19 protein-coding genes are annotated in these 25,343 nt (G+C 33.4%); 9 read left to right on the top strand and 10 right to left on the bottom strand.

From position 1 onward, the window contains the following. Nucleotides 1-12 precede the first annotated feature (12 nt). Entirely contained in the window at nt 13-837 is an 825-nt protein-coding gene (locus tag ACZ0AH_RS02900; protein ID WP_463474388.1) for a MotA/TolQ/ExbB proton channel family protein, read from the bottom strand. A 379-nt stretch (nt 838-1,216) separates the two neighbouring features. Between ACZ0AH_RS02900 and ACZ0AH_RS02895 the strand changes: the two genes are divergently transcribed. Beyond that, a complete protein-coding gene (locus ACZ0AH_RS02895) occupies nt 1,217-2,734 on the top strand; it encodes a helicase HerA-like domain-containing protein (RefSeq protein ID WP_463474387.1) in 1,518 nt (505 codons plus the stop codon). 91 nt (nt 2,735-2,825) lie between these two features. Here ACZ0AH_RS02895 and ACZ0AH_RS02890 read toward each other — a convergent pair whose 3' ends face one another. Continuing rightward, nucleotides 2,826-4,166 carry an FAD-dependent oxidoreductase gene (locus ACZ0AH_RS02890; protein ID WP_463474386.1) on the bottom strand — a complete coding sequence of 447 codons (1,341 nt, stop codon included), beginning with the start codon at nt 4,164-4,166 and terminating at the stop codon, nt 2,826-2,828. 454 nt (nt 4,167-4,620) lie between these two features. Between ACZ0AH_RS02890 and ACZ0AH_RS02885 the strand changes: the two genes are divergently transcribed. The 6 genes from ACZ0AH_RS02885 to ACZ0AH_RS02860 all read left to right on the top strand — a co-directional run bounded on the left by ACZ0AH_RS02885 (nt 4,621) and on the right by ACZ0AH_RS02860 (nt 9,468). Then, nucleotides 4,621-5,214: a GNAT family N-acetyltransferase gene (locus ACZ0AH_RS02885; RefSeq protein WP_463474385.1), complete on the top strand. Its 594-nt coding sequence runs from the start codon at nt 4,621-4,623 to the stop codon at nt 5,212-5,214. A gap of 82 nt (nt 5,215-5,296) precedes the next feature. Further along, nucleotides 5,297-6,100 carry a helix-turn-helix domain-containing protein gene (locus ACZ0AH_RS02880; RefSeq protein ID WP_463474384.1) on the top strand — a complete coding sequence of 268 codons (804 nt, stop codon included), beginning with the start codon at nt 5,297-5,299 and terminating at the stop codon, nt 6,098-6,100. Nucleotides 6,101-6,168: 68 nt separating this feature from the next. Beyond that, nucleotides 6,169-6,741 carry a nuclear transport factor 2 family protein gene (locus ACZ0AH_RS02875; RefSeq protein WP_463474383.1) on the top strand — a complete coding sequence of 191 codons (573 nt, stop codon included), beginning with the start codon at nt 6,169-6,171 and terminating at the stop codon, nt 6,739-6,741. A 23-nt stretch (nt 6,742-6,764) separates the two neighbouring features. Continuing rightward, nucleotides 6,765-7,238 (top strand): nuclear transport factor 2 family protein, encoded by a 474-nt coding sequence (locus tag ACZ0AH_RS02870; protein ID WP_463474382.1) that lies wholly within the window; start codon nt 6,765-6,767, stop codon nt 7,236-7,238. 156 nt (nt 7,239-7,394) lie between these two features. Continuing rightward, complete coding sequence (locus tag ACZ0AH_RS02865) at nt 7,395-8,843, top strand: serine hydrolase (protein WP_463474381.1); 1,449 nt, start codon at nt 7,395-7,397, stop codon at nt 8,841-8,843. 172 nt (nt 8,844-9,015) lie between these two features. Then, nucleotides 9,016-9,468, top strand: coding sequence for a hypothetical protein (locus ACZ0AH_RS02860; RefSeq protein ID WP_463474380.1), 453 nt, complete (start codon nt 9,016-9,018; stop codon nt 9,466-9,468). Between the two features lie 222 nt (nt 9,469-9,690). Here the strand turns inward: ACZ0AH_RS02860 and ACZ0AH_RS02855 are convergent, their stop codons facing one another. After that, nucleotides 9,691-12,081, bottom strand: a complete 2,391-nt coding sequence (locus ACZ0AH_RS02855; protein ID WP_463474379.1) for a penicillin acylase family protein — start codon at nt 12,079-12,081, stop codon at nt 9,691-9,693. A 115-nt stretch (nt 12,082-12,196) separates the two neighbouring features. Here ACZ0AH_RS02855 and ACZ0AH_RS02850 point away from each other — a divergent pair, with 115 nt between their 5' ends. Both ACZ0AH_RS02850 and ACZ0AH_RS02845 read left to right on the top strand, forming a co-directional pair. Beyond that, nucleotides 12,197-13,759, top strand: coding sequence for a hypothetical protein (locus ACZ0AH_RS02850; protein WP_463474378.1), 1,563 nt, complete (start codon nt 12,197-12,199; stop codon nt 13,757-13,759). 374 nt (nt 13,760-14,133) lie between these two features. Further along, nucleotides 14,134-15,945 carry a hypothetical protein gene (locus ACZ0AH_RS02845; RefSeq protein ID WP_463474377.1) on the top strand — a complete coding sequence of 604 codons (1,812 nt, stop codon included), beginning with the start codon at nt 14,134-14,136 and terminating at the stop codon, nt 15,943-15,945. Between the two features lie 57 nt (nt 15,946-16,002). Here ACZ0AH_RS02845 and ACZ0AH_RS02840 read toward each other — a convergent pair whose 3' ends face one another. The 7 genes from ACZ0AH_RS02840 to ACZ0AH_RS02810 form a co-directional block, all read right to left on the bottom strand. Next, a complete protein-coding gene (locus ACZ0AH_RS02840) occupies nt 16,003-16,434 on the bottom strand; it encodes a YMGG-like glycine zipper-containing protein (RefSeq protein WP_463474376.1) in 432 nt (143 codons plus the stop codon). A 263-nt stretch (nt 16,435-16,697) separates the two neighbouring features. Continuing rightward, entirely contained in the window at nt 16,698-17,972 is a 1,275-nt protein-coding gene (gene kynU, locus ACZ0AH_RS02835; protein ID WP_463474375.1) for a kynureninase, read from the bottom strand. Nucleotides 17,973-18,286: 314 nt separating this feature from the next. Further along, on the bottom strand, nt 18,287-19,336 hold the full coding sequence (gene queA, locus ACZ0AH_RS02830) for a tRNA preQ1(34) S-adenosylmethionine ribosyltransferase-isomerase QueA (RefSeq protein WP_029270572.1): 1,050 nt from the start codon (nt 19,334-19,336) through the stop codon (nt 18,287-18,289). Nucleotides 19,337-19,691: 355 nt separating this feature from the next. Then, a complete protein-coding gene (locus ACZ0AH_RS02825) occupies nt 19,692-20,915 on the bottom strand; it encodes a 3-phosphoshikimate 1-carboxyvinyltransferase (RefSeq protein ID WP_463474374.1) in 1,224 nt (407 codons plus the stop codon). A gap of 134 nt (nt 20,916-21,049) precedes the next feature. Continuing rightward, the gene (locus tag ACZ0AH_RS02820; RefSeq protein WP_012022600.1) at nt 21,050-21,376 is read right to left on the bottom strand and encodes a nucleotide pyrophosphohydrolase; all 327 of its coding nucleotides are present in this window, start codon (nt 21,374-21,376) and stop codon (nt 21,050-21,052) included. 2 nt (nt 21,377-21,378) lie between these two features. After that, complete coding sequence (locus ACZ0AH_RS02815) at nt 21,379-23,370, bottom strand: DUF3857 domain-containing protein (RefSeq protein WP_463474373.1); 1,992 nt, start codon at nt 23,368-23,370, stop codon at nt 21,379-21,381. Nucleotides 23,371-23,372: 2 nt separating this feature from the next. Further along, nucleotides 23,373-25,343, bottom strand: coding sequence for a DUF3857 domain-containing protein (locus ACZ0AH_RS02810; RefSeq protein WP_463474372.1), 1,971 nt, complete (start codon nt 25,341-25,343; stop codon nt 23,373-23,375).

Below are 25,343 nucleotides of genomic sequence, written 5' to 3'. Positions count from 1 at the left end.
ATCAAAAATTAATTATTGTTTCAAACTTCCTCTGAATCTTCTGTAAGTATTTACAATTGTAGTACCAGCCTCATCGATAGAGTAAGTTAAATCATCAATTTTAGCTGTAAAGAAGTTGTAAGAAACGATAGCTAAAATAGAAGTAGAGATACCTGTTGCAGTGTTGATAAGTGCTTCAGAGATACCTGTTGCAAGAGCAGCCTGGTCTGGAGTTCCAGCAGAAGCTAACGCACCAAACGCTTTAATCATACCAGATACAGTTCCTAATAATCCTCCTAAAGTTCCTAATGATACTAAAGTAGAGATAATAGTCATATTTTTTTCTAACATTGGCATTTCTAATGAAGTTGCCTCTTCGATTTCTTTGTGGATTACTTCTGCAGCTTCTTCACTGTTGAATCCTTCTTTTTTAACATCCTGGTATTTTACCAAAGCAGATTTAATTGCATTTGCAACTGAACCTTGTTGTTTGTCACATGAAGCGATAGCAGCCTCGATGTTTCCTTCTTTAATACTTGATTGAACATTTTTCATAAATGCATCAAGGTTAGATTTTCCAGCAGCTTTACCAATAACGATAAATCTTTCAATAGAAAAAACAACAACCATTAAAAACATACCTAATAATACTGGTACAATAAAACCTCCTTTATATACTTGACCTAATGTATTGATTGGGTGACCTGTTTCTGGGTTACCTCCTTCGAAGTTAGAAGCATCTCCCATAATTACTTTCCAAATAAACACCCCAACTAAAATACACGCTACAATAATGATTCCAGTAATCATTCCTCCTCCATTTGAAGTGCTTTCTTTTTTAACTTTAACGTTTGCCATTTTTTTTAATTTTAATAGTTTTAAATAATTTTTATTTTTAGTTATATTTAACTTGTAGAGGAGCAAATTTATACGTTTAGTTTAAATAAAAAAACTTTTTTTAATTTTATTGAAGGAAATTTAACGTCAATTTAAAAAATATCTCATTAAATTGCTCACATCATTTTTTAGATAAAACAAAAATAAGGACGTTTAATGGGAAAATTACAACGTTTTAGTAAATATTCAAACATTCTTTTGATATCTTCTTAAAAAGTTGCGAATTAATTTTTTGTATATTTTTGAAACAAAAAAAGCTTTTTCCTACTAAAAAAAACAACGTAAAAATGTTAAAAAACCAAGCAATACTCTTATAATCATCTAAATTACAAATAAAAACATGGATAAAAAAGATAATTTCATTCAGGATATAAATAATGGATATCTCTCAAAAGGAGACAGTATTATTTTAGGTGGTGCCATTTTGGATGGAGAGCCTATTGCTGAGGCTCACGTTAAGATTCCTTTAAAAACCTTAAACCGTCACGGCCTTATTGCCGGCGCAACGGGTACCGGAAAAACAAAAACAATTCAGGTGTTTTCGGAGCAATTATCGAATGCCGGAATACCTGTTTTAATGATGGATATTAAAGGTGACTTTAGCGGAATTGCAAAAGAAGGAAAAGAGGAAGGTTTTATTACTGAGCGACATGCAAAAATAAACATACCTTATAATGTAGCTTCATTTCCTGTTGAATTAATGTCTTTATCCAAACAAAACGGAGTTCGTCTGCGCGCCACGGTTTCTGAATTTGGTCCTGTATTATTTTCAAGGATTTTAGATCTAAATGATACTCAGGCCGGAGTTGTTTCGGTGATTTTCAAGTATTGCGATGATAATCAAATGCCTTTGCTGGATTTAAAAGACATTAAAAAAGTCATTAATTATATTACTGAAGAAGGAAAGGACGAAATTGCAGCAAGTTATGGTAAGATCTCAACTTCTACAACGGGAACTATCCTTAGAAAAATAATCGAATTAGAACAGCAAGGCGGAGATTTGTTTTTTGGCGAAACTTCTTTTGAAACTGATGATTTGATGCGTATCGACGAAAACGGTAAAGGTTACGTAAACATCATCCGCTTGACGGATATTCAGGATAAACCAAAATTATTCTCGACTTTTATGCTGAGTTTACTGGCTGAAATCTATCAGAAAATGCCTGAAAAAGGAGATGCTGAACAACCAGAATTAGTCATTTTTATTGATGAAGCGCATTTGATTTTTAACGAAGCCAGCAAAGCTTTATTGGAACAAATTGAAACGATTGTAAAATTAATCCGTTCGAAAGGTGTTGGTATTTATTTTGTAACGCAAAACCCAATGGATGTTCCGAGTGGCGTTTTGGCGCAATTAGGTTTAAAAATCCAGCATGCTCTACGCGCTTTTACGGCAAATGATCGTCAGGCAATTAAAAAAACTGCCGACAATTACCCCACTTCTCCTTATTATAAAACAGATGAATTATTGACAAGCTTAGGAATTGGTGAAGCCTTAGTTACAGCTCTGAACGAAAAAGGGGTTCCAACGCCACTTGTAGCCACAATGATGCGTGCACCGCAAAGCCGAATGGATATTTTGACTGCAGATGAAATCGAAACCATAAACAGCAAATCGAAACTGGTTAAAAAATATATTGAAGAAATTGACCGCGAAAGCGCTTACGAAATATTAAACAAAAAAATTGCAGATGCCATACAAGCAGCCGCAGAGCAGGAAGAACAAGTACCAACAAAATCATCTAAAGCAGAACCAAGTACAGCCAGTGTTGTTGGAAAATCGGTTTTGAAAGTTGTAACGAGTGCTACCTTTATAAGAGGTGTTTTTGGAGTTTTGACTAAAATCTTCAAAAAGTAAAAAATTACAATATCAATGTCAAAAATCAATTACAATTTTAAATTGCAACTATTATTGATTTTGACATTGATATTGATTTTTGATATTGAAATTATTTTTGCAACAACTCGAGAATCTTATTTTCGATTTCGGGTGTATTCCAGATCGTTTCGATATTGTTGAGTTTTAGGATTTCTTCCATAATTCCGTTTTGGAAATCTCCAATTGCCAAAGCTTCCGTATACGGACGGTCACTAAAAGTTACGCGGCTGTAAAGCGGAATCCATTTATCAGGGTGTTTATCAGAGAATGCTTTTTCTATTTTCTTTTGCAATAAAAACTTCTCATCGGCAGTTTTCGTGCTCATTTCCATGAAATTTCTATACGAAAGTTCTGCAATTGCATCCGCATTGGGTTTACGTGAAATTTGATATTCAGAGAAAATCTTCTTCCAGTCGTCTCCGTATTTTTCGATCATTTCATATAAAACCGTAATATCTTCAAAACCCGCATTCATTCCTTGTCCGTAGAACGGAACAATGGCGTGACAAGCATCTCCAATCAAGGCAATTTTATCTTCATAAGTCCACGGAAAACATTTCATCGTCACCAAAGTACTGGTTGGATTTTTAAAGAAATCTTCTGCCAGCTTCGGAATTACTTCTATCGAATCCGGGAAGTTTTTCGTAAAAAAATCTTCGACCATTTTACGATCTGTTAACGTCGCAAACGAATTTTCTCCCTCAAACGGCATAAACAGCGTACAAGTAAAACTTCCGTCAAGATTAGGCAGTGCAATCAACATATATTTACCGCGTGGCCAGATATGAAAAGAGTTTTTATCCAGTTTATGAGTAGCATCGGCATTAGCCGGAATATTCAATTCCTTATAACCCATATTTAAAAATTCCTGCGAATAATTAAACATGCTTTGGCGCTGCATTCTATGACGGATTCTCGAAAAAGCCCCATCGGCACCAAAAACCATATCGTATTTTTTCTCTTCCCACTCGCCTCTTTCGGTTTCGCCAATATGCAAAGTGGCATCGCTTAGCGTAACATCCCAGATTTTTTGTTCGAACAAAAATTCAGCTCCGGCATTTTCAGCAAGATCAATCATTTTTCGGTTTAAAGCTCCTCTTGAAATCGAATAAATCGACTCGCCTTCCTGCCCGTAATTCTGAAAATTGAGTTTATCAACCAGATGAATCGCACGTTTGTCCATCGGAATCGCGATTTCACGAACCGAATCGCCAACGCCAACGCCATCAAGTGCTTTCCAGCCACGGTTTGACATCGCCAGATTTATAGAACGACCCGAAAAATTAATTTTGCGAATATCAGGGCTACGATCATAAACATGAACGGTGTGACCTGCTTTTTTGAGGTAAATTGCCAACAGTGATCCTACTAATCCAGAACCAACAACAGCAATTTTTAGTGAAGTTTGCATCAAGAAAAATCTAAATATAAGATCGTAAAAATAAGTAATAATTATACATAAGCTTTAAAATAAACCAAATATTTACCATCAATACCTTTATTTATATGGGCATGACCCGCTAATCCCGAAGCCTCAGGAGCGGTCGGCCTTTTAGCTTTATTCCCGATTAACAAAAACTATGGCTAAAAAGCCTTGTTTTTGTTAATCGGGAGATACCTCCTCTATCCTCATGCGAGTTACGTTTTCATAACAAAATTTGCGTTTTTATAGATTTATTAGAAATCCGAAAAGGACTACTTTCGTCTGATAATAAATAATTTTAAAGTCAATTTCTCGCAGAGTCGCAAAGACGCAAAATTTTATAAGTAACCAATTGAAAAAAAATCTGCTCAATCTGCAAAATCTGCGTGAAAAAAAACTTTGTGCCCTTGTGGCTTTGTGGCCAAACCTAAAGTAATTAATTATGAACAGCGAACTATTACAATCTGATATCATTCTGGAAAATGAAAAAGTACTTTTAATTCCTTTCGAAGACAAAAGAAACACCGAACTCAAAGAAATCATTTTCGATGATGAAATCTGGAAATATATGGGAATGTACATCCGAAATGAGAATGACTTCGAAAACTATATCAAAAACACCTTAAAACAAAAGTCAGACGGAATTTGTTATCCGTTTTTGATTATTGACAAAGCCATTAATAAAGTTGCCGGAAGCACACGTTACGGTTACTTAAATCATACAAGCCAAAAATGTGAAATTGGCTGGACTTGGTACGGAAAGGAATTTCAGGGAACGGGTTTAAACAAGGCCTGTAAATATGAGTTATTAAATTTTGGTTTCGAAAAAATACAATTCAAGAGAATTCAATTCAGTGCCGATCTTGAGAACATAAGATCGCAAAGGGCTATTGAAAATTTAGGCGCTTTAAAAGAAGGTTTGTTCCGAAATAATTATGTCGATTCTGAAGGAAACAGCAAAGATGATGTATATTATAGTATTATTTTAGAGGAATGGCAGCATACTAAACGAGATTATTTTGGGGAATTTATCTAAAGTTTAAATGAGTTATTATAAGGTAAAGCGTTATTTTAGCTTAGATTTTTTTTTCTAACTAAAGTTTCTAAAATAATTCCAAATGAACCTATATTCAGAACATTATGTAAGCAAAATTTGCGAACGGTTCGTGAATAAAATCTGGTGTCTCGACAACAGCTTCGGCGAAAGCCCAATCAAGAATAAACTCGTTTTGCCAAATGGCTGTTTTAATCTGGCAATTGTAAGCGGAAATTCAATTGAAGTTCATACAAGCAAAAACAAATATGTCATGAACGAAGGATTTTACTTTTGTTCGCAAATGACCAATAAAGTTTTGGTTAATATTCAGCCTAAAACTAAAGTTACGATCATTCAATTTCATGCCTGGACGCTTTCGATGTTTCCCCATTATGATTTGAGTAATTTTACAGATTCTATCCTGAAAATTAACTCAACTGATTTGCCTTTTGAAACTGAGATTGATTCTGGTTTAAACAGCGAAATTTCAGTAGTATTACATACGATTAATCTTTATTTTGAAGATTTAAATAGTACACATCCAAACAAAAATATTGTCGAAAAAATCTGCGAACTCATTAAACTTCACGAAGAAATTACGGTTTCGGAAATTGGAAAAAATTTAAATTCTTCGCAGCGATTACTTCAAATTAAGTTTAAAATTGCAACCGGACTTACGATCAAAAAGTACATTCAGATTCTGAAATTTAGAAAAGCGGTTGATCAAATGGTAAATTCAGATTTAGAAAAACTTAAACTTACCGATGTTGCGCTTTATAACAAATACTTCGACCAATCGCATTTTATACGAAAATTTAAAGATGTGACGAAAACAACTCCAAAAATGTTCAATTCGAGTTTATATTTTCTTTCGGAAAAAAGATAATATTCGCATTTGTACAATTTTGTGAGCTATGATTGGTTTAATTTTGCAAATTATCAATCAATCACAAAATGAAAATCATCACATCATTTTTCCAGTTAAAAGGAATTTTAATTGGAATACTGCTTCTTCAATTCCATATTGGATATTCTCAGGAAGAAAAAAAATCTGAATTGTACAAAACCATCATGTCAAAAGACAGCCTTCTGTTTAATGTTGGCTTTAATACTTGCGACATTTCACAGTTTGAAAATTTAATTAGCGACAATTTTGAATTTTATCACGATAAAGACAGTATTTCTGATAAAGCTTTGTTTCTAAAAAATCTAAAAAAAGGTTTGTGCGCTTCAATCGGAACATATCAATCCAGAAGATATTTGGTACCAAACAGCACGGAAATTTATCCGTTATATAAAAAAGGTGTTTTGTATGGCGCGATGCAAATGGGTATTCATCAATTTTATGAAAAATCAGCCGGCAAAAATGAAACTCTTGCTAATGCAAAAGAAAATTTTGGCAGCACAGCAAAATTCACTCACGTTTGGATTTTGGAAAATGGGGTTTGGAAACTGAAAAGAGCTTTTAGTTACGATCATCAAAACAAGAATACTACCGGAACAAAACCAACCATCAAAACAAAATAAAAACCTTATAAACCAGAGCTACTATGCGCATAATAAACACATTGGCCTTTTTTATATTGTTTTTAAACAGAGAAGCAAAGGCTCAAACGAATAGTGAAGTTTTAAAAATGGATCTTCTAAAAACTGAAATCATCAAAATGGACAGTTTACTTTTTGACGTGGCATTTAATCAATGTGATGCCAGTCTTTTTAAAAAAATAATAGCCGACGATATCGAGTTTTACGATGATCGTTTTGGATTAAATACTTCTAAAGGAAATGAAATAAAATCTTTAATCGAAAAATGTGCTAGTCCTGACAAACTTACACGGAAATTAAATTCCTGTACAATTGACAAATTAGGCGATTTTGGCGCTGTACAAACGGGCGAACATACTTTTTATGTTGATGATAAACCGGAAGGAACCGGAAAATTTATTCACATCTGGGAACGAATAGATAAGGAATGGAAATTAAAACGAATTGTGAGTTACGAACACAGACCTATTAAGAAATAATCTTAAAAAATTATCGTATTTATAACTTATTATGAAAATAATCGTTTGATATTGAAACCAAATGAAAAAACAGTCGTCTAACAAATAAGAAGAGTTTCTTTCATCAAATCAAAATCAAACAACGTTTTAATAACCTAATTACTAATCATCATCACCATGAAAAAATCAATCAAACTAATTGCGGTTTGTCTTTTTGTGCAACTATCTGTTTTTACTGTTTCCGCCCAGGACAAAGCAAAGCAAATTGACGAACTATTATCCAAATACAATGAATACGGACAATTTAACGGATCTGCCTTAATTGCTGAAAACGGAAAAGTTATTCTAAAAAAAGGATATGGTTCTGCTAATATGGAATGGAATATTCCGAATCAGCCGGATACAAAATTCAGATTAGGTTCTATTTCCAAACAATTCACAGCATTTTTAATCGTAAAACTGGCCGAAGAAGGCAAAATAAAACTAGACGTTCCTATCACGACTTATTTACCGGATTATCCAAAAGAGAATGGAGATAAAATTACAATTCATAATTTATTGACACATACTTCGGGAATTCCAAATTATACCAGCGTACCCAACTTCCTGCAGGAAAAAGCCCGAAATCCATATTCTCCCGCAGATTTAGTAAAAACATTTTCGAATCTGCCACTTGAATTTAAGCCTGGTGAAAAATTCGCTTATAGCAACTCGGGATATTTTTTACTGGGTTATATTATTGAGAAAATTACGGGTAAAACTTATGAGCAATATTTACAGGAAACTATTTTTACGCCATTAAAAATGGTCAATTCCGGTTATGATCACAGCGATGTAATAATAAAAAACAGAGCTTCGGGTTATGAAAAACAAGGTGAAAAAATCATAAATGCCCCGTACCTGGATATGAGTATTCCGTATGCAGCAGGGTCTCTATATTCGACTGCAGAAGATTTATATATCTGGGATCAGGCACTTTTAGCGAACAAATTACTTTCAGAAAAATCAATGGAATCTTTGTTTAAACCTTATATAACCTTTGGAGATGAAAGTTATGGATATGGATGGTTTCTTAGCGAAGTAACTATCGGAACAAAAAAAGTAAAAGTCGTTGAACATGGCGGTGGAATAAATGGTTTTAACACCAATATATCACGTATTCCATCAGACAAAATGCTTATCGTTTTATTAAATAATACAGGTAAAGCTATTTTAGGTGAAATGACTGAAAATATTAGAAACATTTTATACAATCAGTCCTTTAACCAGCCCAAAAAATCGATGGCATATGAATTGTTTGACATATTCTCAGCAAATGGTGTTAAAACCGGAACTGAAACATATGCCAAATTAAAGAATGATCCAACTTATGGCATCAAAGAAAGTGATATGAATAGTGCCGGATATCAATTGTTAAAAGCCGGTAAAAACAAAGAAGCCATCGAAGTCTTCAAAATTAATGTGGAGAGTTTTCCCAAATCAGGAAATGCATACGATAGTTTAGGCGAAGCATATTTGGCAGATGGCGATAAAACGCAGGCAATTGCAAACTATAAAAAAGCTGTAGAACTTGATCCGTCAAATGAAAATGGCAAGAAAGTATTGGCAGAAATTTCCAAAAAATAATCACTCGGAAGTAAAAAATTAACGACAAATATCGTTTAAAAATAATCTCCGGTAATTCAGTTTTTAAAAATCTGGATTATCGGATTTTTTTTTATCCAGAGAATGTTTTTGGCTTGACTATTTACAATAAAAAATACTATTTTAGCACTGCCCAAAAACAATCTTATAACCTATGAAAAATTCAAAAAAGCAATCCTTTTTGGCTTTACTCCTATTTGTGTTTATTCCAACATTTTGTATTTCTCAAACAGCCGCTGCTCCAAAGGTTGCGATGCCAACACAGCAAAATAAAATTATTGTTGACAAAATTGTCGAAGCTGCTCATTACAAGAATTTCGTTATCGATTTTTGCTTAACAACAATAAATGAAGCCGCTACTGCAGAAAAATGGAACGACCAAAAAACACTGGAAATTACAGAAAGCATTAATTACAAAAACTTCAGAGATGCCGTTTACAATATGTTTGCATTTTATAACGAAATAGAATTGGAAGCGTTATTAAAAACCTATCAAAACGATCCGGCTTATCAAACAAAAAATGCAATGACAGCCAATGATCCACTTACCTACAACCTGGAAATATTTGCAAATGATATTGTTCGTGGGAAGTATATATCTAAGTAAAGTTCTGAGTTTCTGAGTTTCTGAGTTTCTGAGTTTCTGAGTTTCTGAGTTTCTGAGTTTCTGAGTTTCTGAGTTTCTGAGTTTCTGAGTTTTTACATCTTTGTCAAAGTTTAAAACTTTGACAAAGATCATTGAAGCAAGAGCTCGTTACGAACTTGTGTAAAAAACTTTGTGTCTTTGCGGTAAAAACCACACAGGCAAGAACCTGAAACAAAAAAAACTTTATTCTTTCTTCGGTTTAAAAACCAGTTTCGTTGATGTTTTTATAATCTCTTTTTTATTCAATTTCATTTTTCTGAATTTGCCGGCGTTGTACATTTCTGCCTGATCGCTGTAATGTTTGCTGAACGGATTTCCGGATTGTCCGGTCGGCAAAATGCTCCAGCTGTTTTCAATATCTGAAAAATCAACAATTCTTCTGGTTGACGGACCGCCTTTTACATAATATTTTCCTTCATTTGTAAGTCCAAAAAATTGATTGTTTATTACCTCATTTGAACCCGGATCGGCAAAAGGACCAACATTAAATAGTTTACGCAATACATCCACTTTTCCTAACGGATGTTCGTGTTCAACAGTATGCACTTTTTCCCAATTCCAGTCCGAAACCTGATTTCCTAATTGTTTCTCAAGTGCTGCAACAGTTTCATGAAATGATTTTAAAACAATCTCACTTCTGGTTTCTTTTACGTTTTTGGTTTTGATATTATCCCACCAAACCGAGTTTTCATTTTCAATTTGTCTGGCAATAATTTGTTTGCCTAAACTAAGTCCAAGAAATAAATTAAAGTTGTCCTCGCCCATTTCATCCTCAAAAGTATTTTTTAGGTATAAATAAACCCATTTATTGTAAATTGTTGGCGCAACATCTTGCAGATTATTGGTTCCTTTCCAGGATTTTAAAACATTTATAACTTCTTTTTCTTTTGCAGAAATGGAATTGCCGTTTACGTTCGAAATTAAACTCGTAACAACACCCGGTGCAATTGGCGAAGTATTATCATAAATCATTTTACTGATTGCTTCCTTATCCCAGTCGGATTTTGCATCCATTAAACCTGAAATTCTTTTTGCACGATCTTCCGGCAAATAATATCCCGGATATAAATAGCCATCAATTGCCTCGGGCTGATTGTTTGCCGAATATACATAACCCCATTTTGGATTTTCAGCAGAAGGATTTTTCGAGAAATCAAGATATTCCCTAATATCATCTTTTCCGCTTGCACCATCTAAAATCAAAAAAGAATTTACACCTTTATCATGTTTATAAAGCGTTCCAGTTGCCCACCACGCTACATTTCCTTTCGCATCGCCGTACATTACATTTAATCCCGGCGCCGCAACTAATTGAACAGCTTTCCTGAAATCATCTTTGCTTTTAGCATGCGAAAGTCCGTAAACCGCATCCAGAATCTGAATGGGCTGTTGGGTATAAATCCAGGACATTGCAATAGGATTTTTTCGATCTAAACGTTCTAATAAATCATTCATAATTGGTCCGTGTCGACTTGATTTAAGCGTCAGAACCACATCTGAAGTATCTTTTACTTTGATTGTTTTTTTTCTGGTTTCATACGCTGCGAAACCCGTTGGTGTTTGATATTGGTTTGAATCCCCGGCTTTATTTTTTTCCTGATAAAAATCGATATCATCATTTTCGAACATCGTTAATCCGTAAGCATAATCACGATTGTGCGCCAATAACGGATATGGAGTTCCGGCAAGATAACAACCGTATAATTCAAAATTTGGCGTAACCAAATGTGCTTCATACCAGGTTGCAGGCTGCGAAAACCCAATATGCGGATCATTGGCAAAAATTACTTTTCCGCTTTTGGTTTTATTTGGTCCGGCAATCCAGCTATTACTTCCCACAAATGGCGGAATTGGAGATTTATCCAAAAGTGATGCTACTGATTTTGCAATCGTGCTATATTCTTCTATATTTTCTTTAGAACTTCTAATTCTTGTGGTGTTAAATTCACCTTCGATTCCTAAATCTTTCAAATATTCGGCACCGTATCTATTGCGAATATCGGTCAATAAAGGATCTGTTTTTTGCGCCATCGCAAAACTGAAGGACATATATCCAAAAATATTGTAAACGTCTTTTATTGTAAATTTTTCTTTTTTTACACCAACCAAAGTAAACTCAACCGGCGTTGGACCTTCGTCTAAATATTGATTTATCCCGTCCAGATAAGCCATTGTCATTTTATAACTCTGACTGTTTGTATTAAGTTTGGAAATGGCTTTCGCCGAAGCTTCTTCAATACCAATTCCGGAGAAAAATTTATCGTTTTTTAAAGCAACAGAACCAAAAATTTCTGATAATCTTCCCGGCGCAATTCGGCGAAGCAATTCCATTTGCCATAATCTTTCCTGCGCATGAACATAGCCTAAAGCGGTCATGGCATCTTTTTCTGAATCAGCATAAATATGAGGAACGCCAAAATCATCAAAATAAACTGTGGTTTCTTTATCAATATTTTTCAACTCAATTTCTCCTTCATATTTGGGTTTCAAATGAAAAATATAGGCGCATAAACCTATTCCAAGAATTACAATTATGACCAATAAAACCAACAGGATTTTTTTAATTTTTCTCATATTCAAAAAAGTATAGCTATAAATGATTCGGTAATGATGTAATTTTAAGATTAAATCGTGTAATAAACACCGCTTTTAAAAGTCTAAATTTATGTATTTAAAATCAATACTATAAATGTCAATCTACAAAAAAATAGCAATCGGTGTAATTTCAGTCCTTCTTTTTGTGATTTTTATCAATATTGGTCTCAATTATTGGATAAAAAAACAATTGCCGATTATTATTCACGAGAAAAATAAAACCGCTTACAATATCAATTACGAAAAAATCGAAGTTTCGCTTTGGTCCAGAAATATTTATGCCGAAACAATTTTGGTTCACCCGAAAAACCAGCTGGAAAACAGCAAAATAAAAACCGGAATATTTTCTAAAATCGAATCGATTACCATTAAACATTTCAATATTTGGGATTTGGCTTTTCGTGATATTATTCAGGCCGAAAGTATTATCATCAACAGACCACGTGTTATTTTATATAAAAAAGACGGAAAACTTTTGAATAATCGCAAAAGCATCAAAACTCAAATTATAGAACCGTTTCAGAAAATAATTGCGGTTTCGAATATTTATCTAAATGACGGAAATGTCAATGTGGTGTCTCTCCTAAATAACAAACCTATTCTGACCATCAAAAACATCATTTTGAAACTTGAAGGTATTTTGATTACAGATACAACTTTAAAGGAAAAAATTCCGATGCATTTTGAAAAATACGTTTTAGTTTGCGATAGTTTATATTACAAACCCAATGCGTTTTATCATATGAATATTGGTCAGTTGAGTACTGAAAATCAGTTTTTTAAAGTTAAAAATTTCTCATATTTACCAGAGTTTAACCGAAAACAATTTATATCTAAATTAGATAAAGAAAAAGATATTTATATCATCAAATTAGATTCTGTGAATATTGGAAAAATGGATTGGGGTTTTAAAAATGAGCAATTTTACTTCAAAGCAAATTCGCTTGTTGTCAATCATGCCGATGCCAATATTTACCGCAGCAAAATACCAAAAGACGACTTAAGCAAAAAATACCTTTACAATCATTTATTGCGAAAAATTAAATTCCCGCTTCAAATAGATACCATACAAATCCTGAAATCGAAGTTGGTTTATGAGGAAGAAATTGATTTCTCAAAAGGCCCGGGCGTTTTAACTTTCGACCATTTTAATATGCGTGTGCTTAATTTGAAAAGTGGTTTTGGGTTTAAAAAAATGGCCGATGTAAAGATAAAAGTCAATTGTCAGTTTATGAAAACATCGCCGTTAAATGTTGATTGGAGTTTTAATGTTTTAGATAAAAATGATGGTTTTCATATTCAGGGCGTGATTTCAAATTTTGACGTCAGGGCTATGGGACAATTCAGCCAGCCGTATATGAATGCTGCTTTTACCGGAACTTTTAATAAATACCGTTTTAATTTTTATGGAAACGACAATATTTCAAAAGGAAATGCTTCCTTAGATTATGATGATTTAAAGGTAAAATTATACAAAAAGAAACATCCTGAAAAAGAAGCTAAACTTAAATCAGCAATTGTTAATCTATTCGTTAAAAACGACTCAAAAGATAAAGCAAAAAATGCTGATGTTGAATTAGAAAGAATTCAGGAAAAATCATTTTATAACTTTTTATGGAGAAGCATTGCTGAGTCTTTGAAGAAGATTTTGATTTGATTTTTACTGCGTTTTTTGCCACGAATTACACGAATATCACGAATTATTTTTAGCTTTTTGGTTGTGCTATTTTATAATAATAACAATATGTATTCCCTACGGGACAATTCTAAACACTTCAATTTATTTTCTACCAACATTTAACCTCTACGAGGTATAGCATTATTGCAGATATACTCCTTTAGGAGTTAAATATTGGTAGAAATAAAAAGTTATCACCAAGTACGATGTCCCTTTAGGGACTACACTTTTACTCAAAAGAAAAATTCGTGAAATTCTTGGCAAACTTTTTCAACCATTTTCAAACCTGACAATTATCAGGTTTTTTGAAAAAATATTTCCCAACATTTGTTTTTATTTTAATTTGAAAACAAATGACAAAAACATCCTTACACACTTTTCATATTCCTGTTATGGGACTTGCCTATACAATAGACAGCCCAATTCGAGTGGCTCAATATGGTATTTCGTCTGTTGTTTCGATTGCTGATGATGATTTAATTGAGAAGATGCGTAACTTTTACAGTACCAAATTTAATCTTCCGTACGAAGAAATAACGCAGAAATTTCAGGATTATCGTGCCGAAAGAATTACTTCTTACCTAAATCTGGTCGATAAAATTGTAAAAGAAAAATTCGAAAATTTTAAAACCGAACTTGTAGAAAGCAAAACGGCTTTAGAAAATTATATTGCGATGTTACCCACAACTTCTGACATCAAAAAAGGGTTTCAGAATATGCTTGACGACGGAATTTCTTTTAAGGAAAACATTCAGCATTATATCGAATCGCATCTTTCGCTTGGAGATATTGATGTGAACATCATGACAAAACTGGATAAAGATAATTTTGTTAAAGACGAACAGCTTCCAATTGAATTTAACGATGCACACGCAGCTTTAAGAGGTTTTGCAAATAGCAATCTTGAATCTTCGGTTGTGCTTTCTGCAGGAATGAATCCGAGATTATACAGTTATTTTGAGAATTTTTCTGATTTCTTTCCGAATATTAATAACAAACTAAAAAAGAAAATTACTTTAAAAGTAAGTGATTTTAGATCGGCTATGATTCAGGGAAATTTTTTAGCTAAAAAAGGACTTTGGGTTTCTGAATATCGAATTGAATCCGGATTAAATTGCGGCGGACATGCTTTTGCAACCGATGGACTTTTGTTGGGACCTATTTTAGAAGAATTCACACAGAAAAAAGAGCAGCTTATTCAATCGGCACACGAATTGATGACTAAGGTTTTACAGCAAAAGCAATTGCCTGTTCCTGAAAACCCTTTGCCTTTGAAAATTACCGTTCAGGGCGGCGTTGGAACTGCTGAAGAACATGAGTTTTTATTAGAAAATTACGATGTTGATTCTGTTGGCTGGGGATCTCCGTTTTTATTGGTTCCCGAAGCAACTTCTGTAGATAAAGCAACACGCGAATTATTGATGAAGGCAAAAGAAGAAGATTTATATTTAAGTCATATTTCGCCTTTAGGAGTTCCGTTTAATACTTTGAAAGGGACTACAAACGAAATCCTGAAACAAAAACGAATTCACGAAAACAAGGCAGGAAGTTCTTGCCCGAAAAAGTTTTTAGCATTAAGCAAAGAATATGATTCTCACGGAATTTGTACGGCCTCGAAAAAGTTTCAGGATTTAAAACTGGAGGAACTGGAAAGTAAAAAAGAGATTCTTTCTCCTGAATCTTTTGAGAAAGCGAAATTCACGATCACCGAAAAATCATGTTTATGTGTTGGCCTGGCAAATGCTTCGTATTTAGAAAATAATATTAAGATAAAAGGTCAGGCGCAAGGCGTTGTAATATGTCCCGGGCCAAATATGGCTTATTTTGATCACGAAGTTTCTTTGAGTGATATGTTGGGTCATATTTACGGAAATAAGTCGGTTTTGAGAACTGAGAATCGTCCGAATCTATTTGTAAAGGAATTAAAAATGTATGTCGATTATTTTAGAAATGAAATCGAAAACATTTCTGGAGAAATCACCAACGCACAGCTTAAAAAATGGAATAGTTTTAAAGGAAATCTTTTTGAAGGAATCGAATATTATCAAAATTTATTTATCTCAACTTTTTATTTTAAAAATGATGAAGACAAAATTAAAGCAGCTTTCGATTTTTACAGATCAGAATTAGACAATATAAAAATTCCTACTCTGAAATTGGCATAAAAACAAAACCCCGATCTAGAATTCTAAATCGGGGTTTTTATATTTGTAGACATTAGTCTATTGTTTTTTCTTGCTTCCATCGATAATTGCTCCTGTTCCAGCACCAACTCCGGCTCCGGCCAATCCTCCAATTATGGCTCCTTCACCTTTTTTCTTACTTACGATTGCTCCGGTTACAGCACCAACTCCGGCACCAATTGCGGCTCCTTTAGCAGTTGAACTCCATCCTTTCTTTTTAGTTGTTGTAGTTGTAGACGATGTTGCAGTTCCGTCATTTTGATGTACAACAACAACTTTTTGAGACTCAACTTTTCTTTCCTCTTTCATCTTCGCCATTTCAGTTTTCATTGAATCGATTACTTTTTGTTTTCCGATTTCAACTTTCATGGAATCAATACTGGCTTGTTTGGCTTTTTTCATATCCATTTTTCCTTGATTCTGACAAGAAATAATTGACAAAGAAATTATAATAATATATAAGGATTTCATGATTGTAGTTTTAAAGATTTATACACTACAAAGTAAAGGAGATTCCTTTTAGTTGATGTTACAGGATTTGGCTGAAAGATTATAGAATTAGAAGATTCTGCTGAGTTTGAACGCGAATGAAACGGAATGCTAAAGCAAACGCAGATTAAAACTGATTTTCTATTCCTTTTTTCACGCAGATTTAAAGATTTAAGCAGATTATTATATTGATAGTTTAAAAAATCTCGCAATCCCGATAGCTATGGGGATTGCGAGATTATGCCTTATCCTAAAATTCCTTTTTTAAGAATTTGTCCAAAATCATACATATCTTCATATGAACAATATAACGGAACTGGCGCTAAACGAATTACGTTTGGTTCACGCCAATCTGTAATAACTCCGTTTTTCATTAAATAATCGAACAAGCTTCTTCCTTCCCCGTGTAAAAAAACAGACAATTGCGACGCTCTTTCTTCAGGATTTGAAGGTGTAATAATTTCAAAATTACCTTTTACTTCTTTATCGATTTCATGCAAAATGAATTCTAAATAAGAGGTAATGTGATCTCTTTTTTTGATTAAGGTATCCATTCCAACTTCAGCAAACATTTCTACCGAAGCTAAATAGGGTGCTAACGAAAGAACCGGTAAATTACTAATTTGCCATCCTCCTGCTCCGTGAACGGGATCAAAAGTTGGTTCCATTTTAAAACGGCGTTCTTTATTATGTCCCCACCAACCTGCAAATCTTGGTAAGCTGGAATCATTATGGTGTTTTTCGTGAACGAAACAACCAGACGCATTTCCTGGTCCTGAATTCATATATTTATAACTGCACCAGGCGGCAAAATCAACGTTCCAATCATGAAGCTCCAGTTTGATATTTCCGGCAGCGTGTGCTAAATCCCATCCTACTTTTGCTCCTGCTTTGTGTCCGGCTGCAGTTATTGTTTTAATATCAAAAACTTGTCCGGTGTAATAGTTTACTCCACCTATTAAAACCAAAGCCAGTTCCTCACCCACTTCTTCAATTTTTGCCAAAACATCTTCCAGACGAATATTGTGTTCTCCCTCTCTTCTTTTTATTTCTACAATTGCATCTTCTGTTTTATATCCATGAAAATGTACCTGACTCTGAAACATATATTGATCTGATGGAAATGCTTTTTCCTCGCAAATAATTTTATAACGTTTGCCTTTTGGCTGATAAAACGAAACCATCAATAAATGAAGGTTTACCGTCAACGTATTCATTACTGTAACTTCTGAAGGCAAAGCACCTACGATTTTACTTAATGGTTCTGCAAATCTTTCCTGATAATCCCACCACGGTTTTTGAGCATAAAAATGACCTTCAACGGCAAGATCTGCCCAATCGTTCATTACTTCGTCTATATAAGCCTTGGTTCGTTTTGGCTGTAAGCCTAAAGAGTTTCCTGTAAAATAAATTACGCGTTTATCATTTACTTTAGGAAAAATAAATTGTTCCTGATATTGGTTTAATGTGTCTTGCGAATCAAGCTCTCGTGCGAATTCGCGTGTATTTTGAAAAGTCATCTTTTTTGTTTTGAAGCGTAAAAATAGGAAAATGTTTTTTTGTTTCAGGTTTCAGGTTTCAAGTTTAACGTTCTGAAACCTGAAACTTTATAATACGAAAAATTAAATTGATCGATTTCAACATTGCCAACGGTTTCAACCGTTGGAGCACAATATATGATTATAATCCGTCTCCCACGGTTGAAACCGTGGACTATGTTATGTCGATCCTCCAACAGCTGAAACCTGAAACAAAAAAAAACTGAAACAAATTTTTAAATAAAAAAACCCATCATTTCTGACAGGTTTTCTTTTATACTTATTCGCTTCGCAAATTAGATGATCAGCATTGCATCTCCGTAAGAATAGAATTTGTATTCTTCTTTGATTGCTTCGTCGTAAGCTCTTTTCATTAAATCATGACCACAGAAAGCAGAAATCATCATTAATAATGTTGATTTTGGTGTGTGGAAATTGGTGATCATACAGTTTGCAATACTAAAATCGTGAGGAGGAAAAATAAATTTATTGGTCCATCCCTCGTAAGGATTCAATGTGTTTTGAGAAGAAACTGAACTTTCAATGGCACGCATAGAAGTTGTTCCAACAGCGCAAATACGTTTTTTCTTTGCTTTTGCTTCATTTACAATGTCGCAGGCTTCTTGTTTGATAATCAATTCTTCCGAATCCATTTTATGTTTAGACAAATCTTCAACCTCAACCGGGTTAAAAGTCCCTAAACCTACGTGAAGTGTTACTTCAGCAAAATTTACTCCTTTGATTTCTAATTTTTTCAAAAGGTGTTTCGAGAAGTGTAAACCTGCAGTTGGTGCAGCCACAGCTCCTTCTTCTTTTGCGTAGATTGTTTGGTATCTTTCAGCATCTTCTGCAGTTACTTCTCTGTTGATGTATTTAGGAATTGGAGTTTCTCCAAGTTCTGTCAATTTGTTTCTGAATTCTTCATAAGAACCGTCATATAAAAAACGTAAAGTTCTACCACGAGAAGTGGTGTTGTCGATTACCTCAGCAACTAACGAATCGTCATCGCCAAAATAAAGTTTGTTTCCGATACGGATTTTTCTCGCCGGATCAACTAAAACGTCCCAAAGACGTTGCTCAGAATTTAATTCTCTTAATAAGAAAACTTCAATTCTTGCTCCTGTTTTTTCTTTGTTTCCGTACAAACGTGCAGGGAAAACTTTAGTATTGTTAAGAATCAAAACGTCTCCGTCATCAAAATAATTGATAACATCTTTGAACATTTTGTGCTCTATAGTTTGTTTTTGACGATCGATTACCATTAAACGAGACTCGTCTCTGTTTTCTGCTGGAAATTCCGCTAAAAGTTCTTTCGGTAAATTAAATTGAAAATGTGATAATTTCATATTGACATTGCTGATTTTAGAGTGTAGATTTTAGATTTTCTATCTAAAATTATAAATCGTGTGCAAATATACGATTGTGAGATAGGCGTTGTCAAGTGTTTTGATGTTTATTTTCAAAAGTCGTTGATTCAGTGGTGTTTCCAGTTGGTAAAAAAAGGTTTTTTTCACCATATAAGTTATATAAGTTCATTTAATGCCGATTCTTGAAAATTTAGCGTCGTTTTATTTGGCTAAAGCCGAAAAACATAATCATAAAAAAACCCTAGTTAAAACTAGGGGCTATATTTTTTTCGCCGCGAATTCACGAATTTTAAATTCTAAATAATAATTCGTGAATTCGTGGCGAATATTTTTATTACAATTCTGAAATCTGGAAATCTAAAGCTTTCAAATCATTCCAGAAATCAGGATATGATTTAGAAACTACTTCGGCATTTTCGATAATAATTGGCACTTTAAGAGCTAAAGGTGCAAAAGCCATTGCCATACGGTGATCGTTGTAAGTGGCAATTTTTATATTATGATTGATGTTTTCTGAAGCTGTCAAAGTTAAACTATCATTTGTAACTGAAATGTTTGCTCCCAGTTTTGTAAGTTCAATTCTTAGTGCTTCCAATCGGTCAGTTTCTTTGATTTTTAAAGTGTGAAGTCCGGTTAAATGACAGCCAATTCCTAAACCTAAACAAGTTACTACAATAGTTTGAGCAATATCGGGCGTATTGTTTAATTCGAAGTTTACGGTTTCAAAGTTGAAATTCTCTTGTTTTACCAAAGTCATTTTATTGTCCTGAAACGTAGTTTTAACTCCTAATTTCTCGTAAAGCGAAACTAATTCAGAATCTCCTTGTAAACTATTTTCTTTATAACTGCTTAATGTTATTGAAGCGGTATCGGCCAAAGCCACCAAACTAAAAAAGTAAGATGCTGAACTCCAATCTGATTCTACAACCATTTCTTTGGTTTCAACTTCAGTTTTTGGATAAACTTTAATTACGTTTCCTTCAAAACTGGTTTGAATATCCAAATCTTTTAGCAAAGCCAAAGTCATTTTGATATACGGAATTGAAGTGATTTCTCCCTCTAAAGTCAATTCTAAACCATTTTCTAATTTTGAAGCTACTAATAAAAGTGCCGAAATATACTGGCTGCTTACATTTGCTGCCAAAGTTACTTTTGAAGCGGTAACTTTTTTTCCTTTGATTCTAATTGGCGGATATCCTTCTTCTTTTTCATAAGAAATCTCAACTCCCAATTGTCCCAAAGCTTCAACAAGAATTTTTATTGGGCGTTCCTGCATTCTGCCTGAGCCTGTCATAACAACTTCACGGCCTTCGTTTACAGCAAAATAAGCGGTTAAAAAACGCATTGCGGTTCCGGCGTGGTGAATATCTACAATTTCGTCATTTCCAATCAGGGCTTTTTGCATTACCTCGCTATCATCTGAGTTTGATGTATTGGCAAGTGTAATATTTGGGAACAAAGCTTTTAGCAATAATAAACGATTGGTTTCGCTTTTTGATCCTGTTACTGCAATTTGTCCTTGTAAGTTATGTTGAGTTGTTTGAAGTAGTAAATTCATTTTTTTAATTGTAAGTTGTAAATTATGAATTATGAATGATTAGAAACCTAATTCAGCCCCGCAATTTACCACTCCCCACTCATAATTCAAAATTCAAAACTCATAATTCAAAACTTATGAGTGATATTTCACAATTATTTTAATTTATCGTTGTTTTTATGGCGATCTTTATCTCTAACTGACTTCAAATCCATTTTTTTGTCAAATGCGGCTTGCAAATCAATTCCGGTTTGATTGGCTAAACATAAAACTACAAAAACTACATCGGCCAATTCTTCGCCTAAGTCTTTGTTTTTATCGCTTTCTTTTTCAGACTGTTCTCCGTAACGGCGGGCAATAATTCTTGCAACTTCGCCAACTTCTTCTGTAAGCTGCGCCATATTTGTCAATTCGTTAAAATAACGAACGCCGTGTTCTTTTATCCAGGTATCAACGTCTAATTGTGCATTTTTCAAATCCATGATTATATTTTTTTAAGAATAATTTTTTCGTTTTGACTGACGATCACTTTTTGAAAAAGTTCCTTTAAGGCATTATAATCGCCAGCTGCAAAAATACTATCATTAATTTCTTTGGTACAACTTATTTGAATTTTGTTTCCCTGACTGGAAATATTTAACATAAATGTTATTTCTTTATTTTCTGATGAAATTCGCACTGCGGTTGGCAACGATTCAACAGCATATCCTTCAGGGATTTCTAAATTGACATTGAATTTTTCCTGAGTTGGATATCCAAAATAAATCGCCATTTGCCTTTTTTCCTGAGTAAAAGGATTTTTTGTTGTTGTAAAAAACAATAGCGGATTAATAAACATTTTACCGCCTATAATATCAAACTGATTATCTGATGCAAAGTCAAAGGTTTCTAAAATTGGACCTGACAAATTGGTCTTTTTATTTTCAATAGCATAATTTGAAATTTTCAAACCTCCTAATTGTTCTTCAAATTTTTCGAGATAATTTTCTTGATTTTTATTGGCATTTTCAACTCTGAAACTATATGCTTCATAATCTGTTCTCTGAATCCTGATTTTCCCTTCCATTTTTCCAACACCATCAATTTTGGCCATTATGGTCAAATATTCTTTGGATGTTGCAGTAGATTCTAAATTAATTTCCTGCGAAGTCCCGTCTTTTTTAATCAGTCTTCCTTTCCAGTTTAAAACATTTAAAGGCAAAATATTGGGTGCCGTAAATTTATGTGTGGCATCCAGAAGAATTTGTTTTCCGTCAATTTCGGCAGCAGCAATAACATAATTAAAACCAGTTCTTGTTGGGTAAACCGGAACTCCGTTTTGAATCGTGCTCACTAAAACCGGATTAGCATCAATTCCTGCAATTTTAAGCATATTGATCAAAATAAAATTGATCTCGGCTACATTTCCTGTTTGATCTTTATAGGCTTTTACAACGCCTTTATCTGTATAACAGCCTCTGGTTTCGTCCCAGTTCATTTTATTCTGAACGAATTTAAAAATGATATCTAATCTTTCTTTTGGATCTTCAACATTCGTTAATAGTCGTTTTACATCTTCTAATAAAAAAATCTTTTCATTGAGTTCTTTTCCAAAATTATCATCTTTAAAAATAGATGCCGCCACGCCTTCCCAGGTAATGGTATAATCTTTGTCCGGTTTATCAGTATATCTGATTCTCTCCAGCTCGTGCTGAATGGTTCCTCTATAATTATCCGGATTGTTTACATAAGGTTCATCCGTTAAAGCGGGAATATCTTTACCGGAATAAAAGGTATTAATCTGCCTGTATGAAAGATGATTGGTTTGACTATTTTCGTTTTGAAAACTTTGACTGCCATTAACCAATTTAGCATCTGTTGTTATGGATTGGTTTCCTACCAAAATTGGTTTGTAAATATACATTTCCGGTATTTCGGTTTTGTATTCAAAATAATCCAAAGGAATATCATACTGAATTTGAAAATCAGGAAGTTTAACAATGTTTTCTGATTTTAAAACGTATTTGTATTCGATAATTGAGCCTACTTTTACGTTAGGCAATGTTATCGCTTTTTCATTCCAGTATTTATTTATGTTTTTCTTGAAAGTACCTTGATTGTCCAGTTTTGTTTTAACGACTTTTCCGTTTTCAAGATTATACGTTACAGCATCCGAAAAATCTAACCGATCTTCATTCAGGTTTTCATAACCAATATAAATACGGACTTTTTGGTCTGCCCAAGCCAATCCTTCTTTTTTATAAATTTTGATTTTAAATTCATAAACATGATTGGCCGAAAACCCCACATCATGGCTATAAGTAAAAAAAGTTCTTCCTTTTTTAAATAAGATTGTTGCCGGAGCCGTAGTATCTTTTGGGTTTGCTTTTTCTTGTAATTCAGCAATGGTAACTTTTCCTAATTCGTGACTTTGGGCAATACTTTTGGTAAAACCTGCAATAAGGAAAAATGATATTATAATGGAACGTAATGTCATGTTTATATTCTTTTTAAAACTATTTTTTCATTTTGGCTCACCGTAATATTCTGAAAAAATTCTTTCAGCATATCATAATCATCAGTCGCAAAAATAGACTTGTTTATTTCCTTAATAACCTGAATGTGTATTTTATTTTCTTCAACCATCATATTCATTGTATATGATGCGTCTTTGTTTTCTGTTACAATTCGCATTGGTTTTGGCATCGATTCAACAACAAAGCCATCTGGAATATCCAAAAAAACATTATAGCTGTCCTGAGCCGGATATCCAAAATAAACAGGCATTTGTCTGTGTTCCTGATTCAATGGATTTGTAACATTAGTAAAAAAAAGTATCGGCTTTATAAATAATTTTCCTCCGATAATATCATAAGAGTTTTTGGCTGTAAAATTAAATTCTTCCTGTATGGGCTTTGACAAATCCCCGTTTTTATTTTCGATTATATAATCCTTAATCTCAATTTGGCCTAAATCATTTTCCAGTTTTTCTAAATAAGAATCCTCCTTTTTATTTGAATTTATTTCTCTAAATCGAAAAGCTTCATAATCTGTTTTCTTTATTCTCAACTTGCCTTCAATTTCACTCAAATCTGGTTTTAAACTTGCAATTATTGTATAATTATCTTTTGAAGTAACTTTGGGAATCAATTCAATTTCTTCAGAAGAACCGTCTTCTCTGATAAGTCTTCCTTTCCAGTTTAGAAGATTCAACGGCAAAATATTTGGACTTGTAAACTTATTTGAAGCATCTAATAAAATCTTCTGTCCGTCAATTTCAGCGGCTCCAATGACATAATTAAAAACCGTTCGATTTGGAAATACAGGAACACCATTTTCAATTGTGCTCACTAAAACCGGATTAACTGAAATGCCTGCCGATCTTAGCATTGAAATCATAATGAAATTAATTTCAGCAACATTTCCTTCTTTTTCTTCATATGCTTTTTTAACACCTTTATCAGTTAAAAATCCTCTATGCCCGTTAAAATTCATTCTATTTTGAACAAACTTAAAAATCGAGTTTAAATGCTCTTTTACAGAACCATCTTTCTGCAATATTCCTTTTAAGTCTTCCGAAAAATAATCCTTCTTTTTAAGCTCATCTCCAAAATCTTTATTTTTATAGATCGAAGTTGCAACGCCTTCCCATGTTTTTGTATAATTAACAACGGGTCTGTCCGGATATCTTTCCCGCTCTAATTCGTTTTGAACTGATCCTTTGTAATTATCTATATTGTCAACAAATTTTTCATCCTTGAGTGCAGGAATATCTTTTGAAGAATAAAAACTATTAATTTGTTTGTATCCATCAGCGTACATCTGTTTGCTGTAAACCATTTCTGAAGTCGTTTCAATTTTTGAGCTCCCAACAAGCAACGTTTTATAAATAAAGAATTCCGGAATTTCGGTTTTATATTCAAAATAATTTACCGGAATAGTATACTGAAAATCAAAATCAGGAAGTCTGATTATATTTTCTGATTTCAAAAGATACTTGAATTCAATTACAGATCCCACTTTTACGTTTGGTAAAGTAATCGAAGCCTGGTTCCAATATTTATTTATTTTATTTTTGAAACTCCCCTCACTATTTAATTTTGTTTTTACAATTTCTCCATTTTCAAGATTGTATGTGGCTGCGTTAGAAAAATTAACCACATCATCGCCCATGTTTTCATATCCTACATAATAAGAGACATTTTGATTGGCCCAGCTAAGTCCTTCTTTTTTATAAATTTTAATTCTGAATTCATAAACATTATTGGCAACAATACCTTTTCCCTGAGTATAGGTAAAAAAAGTTCTTCCTTTTTTAAATAAGATTGCGGCCGGAGCAGTTGTATCTTTTGGGTTTGATTTTTCTTGTAATTCAGCAATGGTAACTTTTCCTAATTCGTGACTTTGGGCAATACTTTTGGTAAAACCTGCAATAAGGAAAAATGATATTATAATGGAACGTAATGTCAT

It is taken from the genome of Flavobacterium sp. AC105 (genome assembly GCF_979258495.1).
The sequence above is the reverse complement of the archived record's forward strand: the minus strand, read 5'-3'. Positions and strand labels throughout refer to the sequence as shown.